General features: G+C 48.0%; 14 protein-coding genes. 1 reads left to right on the top strand and 13 read right to left on the bottom strand.

Going from position 1 to position 12746, the window contains the following annotated elements:
• Positions 1 to 162: 162 nt before the first annotated feature.
• Entirely contained in the window at positions 163 to 714 is a 552-nt protein-coding gene (locus FS628_RS29295) for a hypothetical protein (RefSeq protein WP_145326552.1), read from the bottom strand.
• Positions 715 to 801: 87 nt separating this feature from the next.
• Between FS628_RS29295 and FS628_RS29290 the strand changes: the two genes are divergently transcribed.
• Positions 802 to 1392, top strand: coding sequence for a TetR/AcrR family transcriptional regulator (locus FS628_RS29290; RefSeq protein ID WP_186328014.1), 591 nt, complete (start codon positions 802 to 804; stop codon positions 1390 to 1392).
• Positions 1393 to 1477: 85 nt separating this feature from the next.
• On the opposite strand, the gene FS628_RS29285 is transcribed toward FS628_RS29290, so the two are convergent.
• The 12 genes from FS628_RS29285 to cysK form a co-directional block, all read right to left on the bottom strand.
• Complete coding sequence (locus FS628_RS29285; protein WP_145326551.1) at positions 1478 to 2815, bottom strand: TrkH family potassium uptake protein; 1338 nt, start codon at positions 2813 to 2815, stop codon at positions 1478 to 1480.
• Between the two features lie 139 nt (positions 2816 to 2954).
• Positions 2955 to 4466, bottom strand: coding sequence for a lysine--tRNA ligase (lysS, locus tag FS628_RS29280; protein ID WP_145326550.1), 1512 nt, complete (start codon positions 4464 to 4466; stop codon positions 2955 to 2957).
• A gap of 116 nt (positions 4467 to 4582) precedes the next feature.
• Complete coding sequence (gene greA, locus FS628_RS29275) at positions 4583 to 5062, bottom strand: transcription elongation factor GreA (RefSeq protein WP_145326549.1); 480 nt, start codon at positions 5060 to 5062, stop codon at positions 4583 to 4585.
• A 250-nt stretch (positions 5063 to 5312) separates the two neighbouring features.
• A complete protein-coding gene (gene dusB / locus FS628_RS29270; RefSeq protein WP_145326548.1) occupies positions 5313 to 6332 on the bottom strand; it encodes a tRNA dihydrouridine synthase DusB in 1020 nt (339 codons plus the stop codon).
• Between the two features lie 93 nt (positions 6333 to 6425).
• Positions 6426 to 6620: a helix-turn-helix domain-containing protein gene (locus FS628_RS29265; protein ID WP_440131322.1), complete on the bottom strand. Its 195-nt coding sequence runs from the start codon at positions 6618 to 6620 to the stop codon at positions 6426 to 6428.
• Complete coding sequence (gene folK, locus FS628_RS29260; protein WP_145326547.1) at positions 6581 to 7129, bottom strand: 2-amino-4-hydroxy-6-hydroxymethyldihydropteridine diphosphokinase; 549 nt, start codon at positions 7127 to 7129, stop codon at positions 6581 to 6583. The genes FS628_RS29265 and folK overlap by 40 nt, the downstream gene beginning before the upstream one ends.
• Positions 7130 to 7138: 9 nt before the next feature.
• Positions 7139 to 7501, bottom strand: coding sequence for a dihydroneopterin aldolase (folB, locus tag FS628_RS29255; protein WP_145326546.1), 363 nt, complete (start codon positions 7499 to 7501; stop codon positions 7139 to 7141).
• A gap of 115 nt (positions 7502 to 7616) precedes the next feature.
• Positions 7617 to 8480, bottom strand: a complete 864-nt coding sequence (gene folP, locus FS628_RS29250) for a dihydropteroate synthase (protein WP_145326545.1) — start codon at positions 8478 to 8480, stop codon at positions 7617 to 7619.
• Complete coding sequence (locus tag FS628_RS29245) at positions 8477 to 9361, bottom strand: aminotransferase class IV (protein ID WP_145326544.1); 885 nt, start codon at positions 9359 to 9361, stop codon at positions 8477 to 8479. Before FS628_RS29245 ends, folP begins: the two co-directional genes overlap by 4 nt.
• Before the next feature lies 1 nt (position 9362).
• The gene (gene pabA / locus FS628_RS29240) at positions 9363 to 9938 is read right to left on the bottom strand and encodes an aminodeoxychorismate/anthranilate synthase component II (protein WP_145326543.1); all 576 of its coding nucleotides are present in this window, start codon (positions 9936 to 9938) and stop codon (positions 9363 to 9365) included.
• A gap of 50 nt (positions 9939 to 9988) precedes the next feature.
• Entirely contained in the window at positions 9989 to 11602 is a 1614-nt protein-coding gene (locus tag FS628_RS29235; RefSeq protein ID WP_145326542.1) for an anthranilate synthase component I family protein, read from the bottom strand.
• Between the two features lie 140 nt (positions 11603 to 11742).
• Complete coding sequence (gene cysK, locus FS628_RS29230) at positions 11743 to 12681, bottom strand: cysteine synthase A (protein WP_145326541.1); 939 nt, start codon at positions 12679 to 12681, stop codon at positions 11743 to 11745.
• Positions 12682 to 12746 lie beyond the last annotated feature (65 nt).

Below are 12746 nucleotides of genomic sequence, written 5' to 3'. Positions count from 1 at the left end.
GTGTGAACCGTGTTTTCTTGGCCGGACTTAGAATATACCATGTACAGATTTACATTGCAAGTCCTTTTTTTAAACTATATTAACAATCGGTTTGATCTAATACGGACGTACATACGGTATTCTCCCAACTTAGCAAGTTCGTATGCACGCCCACCTAACTTTTTATTGTTTAACATTCCTGACTGGAACTTTTCGTGGCCATAAACTATAGCTAAAGCTTATCAGAAAATCGATACCGAGTATCATTCCCCACACTTTAATCAGATTATAGAAAACAGCTGTACGTTCAGCATCACCAATCCACCATATCATGGCGAATAGAAAAGCACTTCCTATAGCCCAAGCCAGTAGATGTCTAAACCATCCACTACGCTCACGACTCGCATGTTCTCTGCCATATAACTTGTTGCTGCGAGGATTCTCACCGCCCTTGAACCAATATAGGAAATATCGATCCGCCCAAGCGATCATCTGATGACCATTAGCAATGCTTATTCCTATATACACCGCAGCTATACCATGAATCATGCTTGCTGTAGCTCCTCGCTGTAGATCCATAACTGTAGCTACCAGCAATAACAGATCGACAACCGGCGTCGCCATTAACAAACCGATACCTAACCGCTTCATGCCAAGAAGATACCTGACACTCAGACCCCCAAATACAAACACCCAAAAGGCAATTTCACAACCTATAATGAAATAACCAATCATATCAGCTCCTCCTTTTTATGATACAAATGTATTAAATATAATTTAGCACTTGTGTACTATAATAATCAACAGTGATATAATATGCCTATGCCTAAAATTGTTGATCACGATAAACAGCGTATGCTCGTAGCCGAGGCAGCCTGGCGTATTATACGTAGAGATGGCATGGAACAAGCCTCTGTTCGGAATATCGCTGAAGAAGCTGGAATTTCGGTCGGTTCGATGCGTCACTACTTTTCTACTCAATCGGAACTACTACTATATGCCATGAATTTGGTATCTGAACGGGTGTCTCATCGAGTCCAACAAATGTCCTTCACCGGTTCTCCCATGGACAATATGAAACGCCTATTGCTCGAATTCTTACCAAACACGGAAGAAAAACTGGCCGAAATGGAGGTGTGGTACGCTTTTACAGCCAGATCGAAAACCGATCCTACACTCAAAGAACTTGCTAATACCGTGTATGATGAACTTAGAAAAGCTGTAGGTTCTGTTATCACCTACCTGATTAAGCTCGATCTGTCCAGACCTGATCTGAACAAAGAACTGGAGATCGAGAGATTATATGCACTGGTGGATGGCTTAGGCATACATACCGTGCTTAGACCGGATCAGATGAATGGCAAGCTCATGGACGATGTCCTCACTTTGCATCTTGCTTCCTTATGCCGCTAAACAAAAAAAACCGTAGTACATTCGTTGTGACTAATGCCCGTTACGATAACAGGAGTTAGTTTTGAATGTCTGACGGTTTTTCTTTTTATCCGATAATAATCCGGCCCTCCGGATGACGATACAGTTTCTTCTCTTTGCGCGGACGTAGGGCATACGCGATAGTTAATGGCCCAATCCGACCTACAAACATGGTACAGGTAATAATGATTTTTCCCCAATTGGTCAATTCATCAGTAACACCTACGGAAAGTCCGACGGTGCCAATTGCCGATGCAGCTTCAAACATCAGTGAAAGGAATGGCGCATCCTCTGTCGTAAGTAGCAGCATCACCACGATCATGAATATGATCAGAGAAACCATAATAATAGTCAATGCTCTCATAAGCAGCTCCTTCGGAACACGTTGGCGGAAAAAGACGATGTCCTTATTCCCTCGAATCATGGCATACACTGCTCCGATCATGATCAGGAATGTAGTCGTCTTGATTCCGCCCCCGGTCGATCCCGGTGAAGCCCCGATAAACATCAACAGGATGAAAAAGAACTGGGTAGCCTGCCTCATCTCAGTAATATCGATTGTACTTGTTCCGGACGAACGTGTAGAGACAGACTGGAAGAAGGATGCATAGATCTTCTCGCTCCAAGTAAGTGAGGCCAGCGTATGTCCATTGGTGAATTCGAAAACAAACAACACAATCGCTCCTATACCGATCAGCGCTCCCGATACAGACAGCACCAGTTTGGACTGCAGGGATAGACGACGGCGTTTACGATATTCGAACAGATCATTCAATACAACAAACCCAAGTCCACCAGAGACAACGAGCACAGAAGCGGTCACATTGAATATCCAGTCTCCGGTGTAGTATTGGAAGCTGTTGCCGAACAGATCAAATCCGCCATTATTAAACAGGGAAACGGAATGAAATATCCCATAGTATACAGCCTGACCAAACGGCATCTCCGTTGCCCAGCGTAGCGCCAATATGACAGCAGCCACCCCTTCAATGGTAAAGGAGAAAATCAACACTTTGCGGATAATGCGTACAATCCCCTCCATACTGTCTGCATTAATGGCTTCTTTGAGCAACAGCCTGTCCTTGAGCGAGATTCGCTTGCCCAATACTAGCGCAAAGAGAGTAGCCATAGTCATAAAGCCGAGTCCACCGAGCTGCATTAACACCATAATGACGATCTGACCAAACAAATTAAACGTCGTCCCTACATCCACAACGACCAATCCAGTCACACATGCCGCAGAGGTCGATGTAAAGAGAGCATCAATAAACGCCAAATGCTCACCGCTTTGGTTAGAGATCGGCAACATGAGAAGCACTGTTCCAATCGCAATAATAAGCAGGAAACCGCCGACCAGGATTAATGGAGGGGATATGAACTTGGCAAAGTGAAGCCTGAACTTCATGAAGGGCACCTCTTTTAACAAAATACGAACAGGTTAAACTCAATACATCCGCCTATGTAAACCTAAAGAGGAACTTGCCCCAGCATGATACTGAACGGCAGGTTCCTCTTCTATTATGAACGTATCCTACGTTCCTTATTTAGTCTTGCGTACGAGGGCGCATGTGCGGGAAGAGCAGTACGTCACGAATCGACGGAGAATTGGTCAGCAGCATGATCAGGCGATCCACTCCGATTCCCAGTCCACCTGTCGGTGGCATACCATATTCTAGTGCACGGATGAAGTCGTCATCCATCTCATGAGCCTCGTCGTTCCCATGCTCTTTCTCCAGCATCTGTGCTTCAAAGCGCTGACGCTGATCGATTGGATCATTCAGCTCTGTGAATGCATTCGCATGCTCGCGTCCAACGATGAACAACTCGAAGCGATCCGTGAAACGCGGATCTACATCGTTTTTCTTCGCCAGAGGTGAAATCTCAAGCGGGTGTCCCGTAATGAAAGTCGGCTGAATCAACGTCTCTTCCACAAACTCTTCAAAGAACGCGTTCAAGATATGACCAAATGTCATATGTTTTTCAACCGGAACTTTATGTTCCTTCGCCAAGCTATGTGCTTCCTCATCCGTCATGTGTACGGAGAAGTCTACGCCCACAACTTCCTTAACTGCATCCACCATCGTAACACGACGCCATTGCGGCGTAAGATTTACTTCATAATCTCCATACTGGATCACTTGCGTACCCAATACTTCCTGTGCAATATGAGCAACCAGGTTCTCCGTCAATTGCATAATATCCTTGTAGTCGGCATATGCCTCATACAATTCAATCATCGTGAATTCCGGATTATGACGTGTGGACATACCTTCGTTCCGATATACACGACCGATCTCGTATACCTTCTCCAGTCCGCCTACAATCAGACGTTTCAGGTGAAGTTCAATCGCAATCCGCATGTACAGTTCCATATCTAGCGCATTATGATGCGTGATGAATGGTCGTGCTGCGGCTCCTCCTGCGATGGTATGCAACGTAGGTGTTTCCACTTCCAGATATCCAAGAGAATCGAGATAACGGCGCATCGATTGAATGATTTTGGAACGTGCGATAAAGGTCTGTTGTACGTCCGGGCTCATGATCAGGTCAACATAACGCTGACGGTAGCGCAGCTCTACGTCCGTTAGACCATGGAATTTATCCGGAAGCGGATAGAGCGATTTGGACAGCACTTCAAGATCTTTAACTTTGACAGAGGTTTCACCTGTTTTGGTCTTAAAGATCACGCCAGATACCCCAACGATATCGCCAAGGTCCAGCAGGCTGAATGCCGCATACTTGTCTTCAGGCACGGTATCCTGACGAACATAGATCTGGATTCTGCCGCTCAGGTCCTGAATGTGTGCGAAGCTTGCTTTACCCATTCCCCGCTTCGCCATAATCCGTCCGGCAATACTGACTTCGATGTGCTTCTCTTCCAGCTCTTCCTTGGTCAGTTCTTCATACTTCTTCAGAATGGAGCCGGCTTCTTCGGTACGTACGTATTTTTGGCCAAAAGGGTCGATTCCCAATTTGCGGAGCTCGTCCAATTTGTCACGGCGAATTTGTAAAAGCTCGCTAAGTTCGGTTTCCTGATTCAAGACTTCATCCGTCATGATCTGTATTCATCTCCTTATTTACATTGCAGGCATCGCGAGAGGACGCTCTTCCTCAAATGTTGAAAAAGCTTCCCTAAGGAAGCTTTTGTTTACCGTGCCCAACTGCTTCGTTGCTATAGCTTTTTAATGTCTACAATTTTATATTGAATTACGCCAGCAGGCACACTTACATCAACAACAGTACCTGTTTTCTTGCCCAGAATGGCTCTGCCTACAGGGCTCTCATTCGAGATTTTGTTCTGAAGCGGATTCGACTCCGCAGTACCTACAATGGTATATTCCGTGATGTCTCCGAATTCCAAATCTTCTACAGTAACGGTTGCCCCGACGCTTACAACATCAGTATCGATCTCATCGCTGTTGATAATCCGCGCGTTACGAAGCAATTTCTCCAACGTGATTACACGTCCTTCAATGAAAGCTTGCTCATTCTTCGCGTCTTCGTATTCAGAGTTTTCACTGATATCTCCATACCCGATGGCTACCTTAATCCGTTCAGCCACTTCGCGGCGCTTCACTGATTTCAATGTTTCCAATTCTTCTTCCAGCTTCTTGAGTCCTTCTGGTGTAAGGATAACTTCCTTGTCGCTCATCTCAACCGATTCTCCTGTCGTGGGAATAATTTGATTGTACGGCAACGGAATCAGTGCTTATTACATAGCTCCGCCCGCATACATCTTCAAAACTATATGAAGTTCTCCAGAGAAATAGAATATTCCTCCTGATGCTATAGCCTTATTAACGCACATGGCGAATTTATACTGAGAAATTATAGGGGAACGATCTCGAAAAGTCAATGTTACGCCCCCTACAGCTGTAAACGTTTTACAGATGGGTTTATGATTAAGATGCATTTCCGGTGATTACCGGTTCTGACTCCAAATTACCTTCGCTTTTCAGCTGACTCACAAAGTTCTCCAGAATCTGTACCATCTCATCGCGCTTGGTACCTTCCATGATAACGTCCTTGATGCGAGCAGATCCTTTCAAGCCTTTCAAATACCAAGCCAGATGTTTACGCATCTCGCGTACGGCAACCGTCTCGTTCTTCAGTGCGATCAGGCGATCCATATGCAGAATGGCAACACGGATCTTCTCTTCCCCATTCGGGTCAGGAAGCAATTCACCTGTGCTTAAGTATTGAATGGTACGATACAGCATCCATGGATTACCCAGGGCGGCACGACCAATCATAACTCCGTCACAACCCGTTTCATCCAGCATACGGCGTGCATCCTCTGGTGTATGGACATCACCATTGCCGATCACTGGAATAGAGACAGCCTCTTTTACATCCTTGATGTGTGACCAGTCCGCTGTGCCTGTGTAGAGCTGCTCCCGCGTGCGGCCGTGTACACTTACCGCCTGTCCACCAGCACGTTCAACCGCGAGCGCATTCTCAACCGCGAAGATATGCTCATTATCCCAGCCAATACGCATCTTGACCGTCACCGGCTTCTCAACTGCGTCCACTACAGCGGATACCATCTCGTAGATTTTGTTCGGATCAAGCAACCAACGTGCGCCTGCATCACATTTCGTCACTTTTGGCACGGGGCATCCCATGTTAATGTCGATAATGTCTGCATTGGTTTCTTGGTCCACGATTTTGGCTGCTTCTACGAGGGAATCACGATCTCCCCCAAAAATCTGAAGGCTGAGCGGTTTCTCACGCTCATCTACAAAAAGCATCTCACGTGTGCGCTGGTTGCCATGCACGATGGCTTTACCACTTACCATCTCCGCGCATACGAGGCCTGTTCCGAATTCTTTTGCGATCAAACGAAAAGCCGGATTACATACGCCAGCCATCGGCGCAAGTACGACCTGGTTTTTCATTTCAATGCCACCAATTTTAAGCACGGTATTTGTTCCACTCCTTTTGTAATTCTGTATAAATCAACGATTTAAGATCGATTAGTGTCTTTGTTGTAACATGACGAAAACGAAACGCTCCTACCTGCCCTGTAACTCCTCGATACTGATTGCCAGCACTCCAGCAATTCGATCCAGCTCTTGCTGTGATACCTTACGGTTTCCCCGCTCAATGGTTCCCAGAATGGCTAGCGAGATGCCTGTCTCGGCAGCAAGTTCGTGTTGTGTTAAACCTTTCAGCTTCCGGAATGCCCGGATTCGATTGGCCAATTGCATGTTTTCCAAAGCTGTATTCCATCCTTTCCATCCAGTACAGACAACGATGAGTGTACAAAGGTATACAAACCTGACTCCTCGCCCTGCGGTACGATATCCGAAAGCGGCACCAGCACAAAGGCCCGTTCACCCATACGGGGATGAGGCAATTGAAGCAATTCAGTATCTCGCGTCTCACCGTGCATCCAGAGCAGATCCAGATCAACGGTGCGCGGTCCCCAGCGAATATCACGAACACGGCCGAGTCGGTTCTCGATATCCAATAATTCCGTGAGCAACTGCTCCGGTGTCAGCATCGCCTGTACAGCGACTGCCATATTCAGAAACGCAGGCTGATCTACATATCCTACAGGTTCCGTCTCATATAGTGCAGAACAGCGCAGAACGGATATATGAGGGTGCTCATCCAGCAAAGACAATGCCTCAAGCAGCGTCTGTTCGCGGTCACCCAAATTGGCCCCTAAAGCAATATAAGCCTCTGAAGATTCAGAGGTCGAATGTGCAATCATGATCGGTTCTCACTTTCTTGTGCGGCGAAGCTCTACCGTTACGCCCTCAAAATGGATATCGAATGGCGGATGTGGCTTCGTCACCTTGACTGTCAATGCATTGATAATAGTATAAGTGTCCAGTAAAGAAGATGCAATATGTTCGCCCAAAGCTTCAATTAACTGGAATGATTTATTCTCAACAATCTGTTTTACCAGCCCATGGATCTCCGCGTAGTTGATCGTTTTGGTCAGATCATCGTTACGTCCAGCCTCGCTCAGGTCCATATCGATCTCCAGATCAATATAGTACCGCTGCCCAAGCTTCCGTTCTTCTGCAAAAACGCCATGATATCCGTAATACTCCATACGGTGCAACACCATTCTATCCATACGATCCGCCTGCCCTCTTTATATATTGAAATAGTTCTCTATTTGAAGATATCTTTTGCTTTACCTTTGAAAAACGTTGCACTTCTTCTGGACGGGTCACTCAGACCCGCCAGTATTATTTCCTCCGTAGACCCGGAGAAGTATATAACATAGCATCACACATGTCTGCCGTCCGCCGAATCGGCTTCACATCATGAACCCGGACCATTTGGCAGCCTTGGGCAATGCCGAACGCAACGGTCGCAGCCGTTCCTTCCAGCGCATCATCCGCACCGACATTCAAGATGTTTTGAATGAATCTTTTGCGTGAAGTGGCTAGCAGAACGGGATATCCCATTTCATTGAGCAAACCGAGCGATGACATGAGCTTCAGATTCTCTCCGAGATCCTTCACAAAACCAATGCCCGGGTCCAGAATAATCTGATCTGCTTTCACGCCAGCTTCCAGCGCAATCTGTATACTCTCCTGCACATCGCTGACGACATCACTTAGATAATTGGTGTAACTCCGATCCTGCCGATTATGCATCAGAATAATGGGACATTCCAGTTTTGCTGCTGTGCGAGCCATATCCGGGTCGGCCTTAGCACCCCACACATCATTAATGATATGGGCACCAGCCAGAATGGCCTGACGCGCAACTTCCGCCTTGTATGTATCTACGGATATTGGAATATGCGGGGCTTGCTGATGCAATGCTTCAATAACAGGAATAATCCGGCTAAGCTCTTCATCGGCGTTGACAACCTCTGATCCGGGTCGGGTAGACTCCCCACCGATATCAATCAGGTCAGCCCCGTCTTCCATCATCTGCTTGGCATGGGCAACCGCCCGCTCCACGTGGGTATAACGTCCACCATCCGAGAACGAATCAGGCGTGACGTTAAGAATGCCCATAATCTGTGTTCTTGCACCCAGCTTCAACTCCGCTGGCCCCCATGCATATTTCCGTTCATAGATGATCGGTGATAGTGTCATGAAGTATACCCCGCTTTCTGCCGGTACATACCCAGAAGGACTGCTGTAACTGGGCCTATATGTCCGTTGCTTATTGTCGTTTCTGCTCCGCCCTGATCCCGCAGAGTCGTAACCGGAACCAATTCTGCAACCGAGCCTGTTAGAAATATTTCATCTGCTTGAAGGAGGTCCTCCCACGTAGCTAGCGTTTCGATGCAGGCGAATTCTTGCTGCGAGGCAATCTCCATTACTACAGCTCTAGTGATGCCCGGCAGAATGCCGGTTGAGAGCGCTGGCGTGTAGAGTACTTTTTCCCGTATCCAAAATATATTGCTGACGATCCCTTCCGCTATATAACCATCCCGGGTTAATTGTAGCCCTTCTGCACCCTGCACATACTGCCCGTACTGGTTAAGCTCCCGTTTCGCCAGAATGCTGTTCATGTAATGTAGCGACTTGAACCGCACTTCTCCTTCGGGCGTGTTGCGAGGTGTAGACAAGCGTTGGAGCATTTTGCCACTCTCATATAAAGAAGGAGAGGGTTCAGGTAATGCTTTTGCCAGTACAATATGATTGGGCTTCGTATAGTCACCAGAAGGTAAGCCTAACGGCGCTTCCCCCGCTGATACCGTGTAACGCACGTAGGCATCCTGAAGTCCCCCTGCATGCATGAGACGTTGAATCCAATCCGTCACCTCTGCCGCGGTCGTTGTAAAAGGAATGCCCAGTTCCTCACACCCTGAAGCCATCCGCTCCAAATGCCGTTCCAGCAAATAAGGGGCGCCATGATACGTTCGAAACGTCTCAAACAATCCAAGTCCGTACAAAAAGCCGTGATCCGTTACAGGAACCACGGCCGCCGCCATATTGACCAACTCTCCGTTTATCGCGGCATATTGCATGTTATACCTTCACTTGTTGGGACAAGAAGTTGCGAAGCATCTGATGTCCGTGGTCTGTAATAATGGATTCCGGGTGGAATTGAACACCTTCAATCGCATATTCTTTGTGACGCAGACCCATAATCTCACCTTCAGCTGTCTCCGCTGTAATCTCCAGGCAGTCAGGCAAGCTGCTGCGCTCCACAATCAGGGAGTGATAACGGGTAGCTGTGAAGGGAGATGGCAATCCGGCAAATACCGATGTTCCATTGTGGTGCATCTCGGATGTTTTGCCGTGCATCATGCGCTCCGCACGAATGACATTGCCGCCAAACGCTTGTCCAATGGACTGATGACCCAGACAAACACCAAAGATCGGGATGCTTTCTTTGAAGTGATCAATGACTGCCAAACTAATACCCGCTTCATTCGGTGTACACGGGCCCGGAGAGATCAGAATATGATCAGGTGCCAGTGCCTCTATGCCTGCCAGATCAATCTCATCGTTGCGGCGAACTTCCACCGTCTCACCCAGTTCACCCAGATATTGAACCAGGTTGTACGTGAAGGAATCGTAATTATCGATAACCAGTATCATATGCCTGCTCCTCCTCATCTTCCGTCAACGCAAGTGACGGTTGCTTCATTTTAATTTATTTTAACAGCTTCCGTTCGTTCCGCTTGGTCTTGTTCGACAGCTCTGTTCGCTTCCGCTTCCTCGCTGTAGTTCACAGCTCTCATCATCGCTCTTGCCTTGTTGCGGCATTCCTTGTATTCCCGATATGGATCGGAATCAATGACAATCCCTGCACCAGCCTGTACATAGCCAATACCATCCTTGATGGCAAGCGTACGAATGACAATGTTCAATTCCATATTCCCACTGTAATCCATCCAACCGATGGAACCCGTATAAGGTCCACGCCGAATAGGCTCAAGCTCCTCGATAATCTCCATGGTACGGACTTTGGGCGCTCCTGTAATCGTTCCACCCGGGAATGTCGCAGCAATCACATCAAATGCCGATAACCCTTTGGCGAGCCTGCCTTCCACTTGGGAAACGAGATGCATGACATGGGAATACTTCTCGATGGTCATCAATTCAGGCACATGAACCGAACCGTAGGCTGCAATCCGCCCGATATCGTTACGTTCCAGATCGACCAGCATAATATGCTCCGCCCGTTCCTTCTCACTGCCCAGCAGTTCCTCCGCCATAGCCTTATCCTCTGCTTCGTCACGACCCCTTCTTCGGGTCCCTGCGATGGGACGTGCGCTGACTTTGCCATTCTCCACCTTCACCAGAAGTTCAGGAGATCCGCTTACCAGTTGAAAATCAGGACTGCGCAGCATACCCATATATGGTGATGGATTCACGAGACGCAGCCATTCATAAATATGCTCAGCGCTCGAATGAAGCCGTTTTTCCTGTCTCAAGGACAAGTTCACCTGGAACACATCACCCTGCCTGATATATTCCTGTACCGTGCGTACAGCTTGTTCAAAGTCATTCTGGGGAAAAGAGGTCTCCCATCCTTCGGATTCTCTTTCCGCATCTTCAGGCTGCGGGATGCGATTGACCCGCTTGTTGCGACGTTCCAGTGCCTGCTGCTGTTCCTCGGCCTGTGCGAATCCCATAATATGAAGCCAACGTTGCTGCATCGCTGTCGCTCGTGCTTCTGCCGCTGCATATAGGCTACGGATATCGGTTTCGTTCTGATTAGGCTGTATAGCCAGATGAACCATGCAGAAAAGCGCCTGCTGCTCATGGTCGTACGCCCATATTTCTTCAAAACGCATCCACCAATAATCCGGCAGAGACGGATTATCTTCAGCCAAAGCTGGAAGCTTCTCCAACGATCTCGCTATATCGTAGCTGAGATAACCTGCATATCCACCCCCAAAGTCTGGAGCTCCAGTAACCTTGGGTGCGCTGTAAGGGGCTGTCCATCTCTTCAATACATCAAGCGGCTTGCCACTGTCTGTCGAGGTGGTTCCCTGCGTCACATCATGAATAACCGCTTCTTGACCTTTACCAGAAATAACGGATACCGGGTCCAGCCCCAGAAATGTATATCTCCCGCCTTTGCCATTCTCCAGCACAATTGCGTATGGTGACGCCTGCTGCCAGGCTGCCTCCCACGATAACGGTAAACCGCCATGATACGGCCCCTCATCCGACTTCGTGATATAGGGCATCATGGTCCAGCCTTGTCCAGCCCACTCCAGCCAGTCGGCGTATGTTGTCATCAGGTGTGTCATTGCGGTGTGCCGCCCTCCATCTGTCGCTAGTTCTATTGTCTGATAGTATACTAAAGCGCCGCCCCTTTTAAAAGCATTACGCCAAAAATCCTCCGTACCCGTCATGCGGGCAGGGAGGATTAACTTTGACATTTGTAGGCTTAGGCTTCGAAGTTGTAGAGCGGTGTGCTGAGGTAACGTTCACCGTTACTTGGCACGATTACGACAACACGTTTGCCTGCACCCAGCTGTTTGGCAACCTGAAGACCTGCGCGGATCGCTGCACCGGAAGAGATCCCGGACAGGATGCCCTCTTCCTTCGCTACCTGACGAGCTGTCTCGAATGCATCATCATTCTCAATGTGAATGATCTCATCATAGATTTCCTGATCCAGAATCTCAGGGATGAAGTTGGCACCAATCCCCTGAATCTTATGAGGGCCCGGTTTGCCACCCGCCAGAATTGGCGAAGCTGCTGGCTCAACTGCAACAATTTTAACGCCAGGGAAAGCTTCTTTCAGCACTTCGCCTGTACCTGTGATTGTTCCGCCTGTACCAATTCCTGCAACGAAAGCATCCAACGTACCGCCCACGGATTGAATCGCGTCAACAATCTCAGGGCCAGTCGTTTCACGGTGGATCTTCACGTTGGCTTTATTTTTAAATTGCTCTGCCATGAAATAGGATGGGTTTTCCTTCAGCAATTCTTCGGCTTTCTTAACAGCACCATTCATACCTTCGGCTCCCGGTGTAAGCACAAGCTCAGCACCATACGCACGAAGCAAGTTGCGACGCTCCAAGCTCATCGTCTCAGGCATTACAATAACAGACTTGTAGCCTTTGGCTGCAGCCACCATCGCGAGTCCAATTCCCGTGTTACCACTTGTTGCTTCGATGATGGTATCACCTGGTTTCAGCTTGCCTTCTTTTTCCGCTTCTTCCACGATGCTAATTGCGATACGGTCTTTCACGCTTGAACCTGGATTCTGGTACTCCAGCTTCACGAGTATTTCAGCACTGCCTTCAGGTACAATACGATTCAGACGAACAAGCGGAGTACCTCCGATGAGTTCTGTTACGTTATTAACTACTTTAGCCATATGAATGCCCTCCTTAGTGGGATGAGTAATACTTAAGTCCTGTTACTTTATACTGTGCGGCCGAT

The sequence above is a fragment of the Paenibacillus xylanexedens genome, from assembly GCF_007676705.1.
Taxonomy (GTDB): Bacteria; Bacillota; Bacilli; order Paenibacillales; family Paenibacillaceae; genus Paenibacillus; species Paenibacillus xylanexedens_C.
The sequence above is the reverse complement of the archived record's forward strand: the minus strand, read 5'-3'. Positions and strand labels throughout refer to the sequence as shown.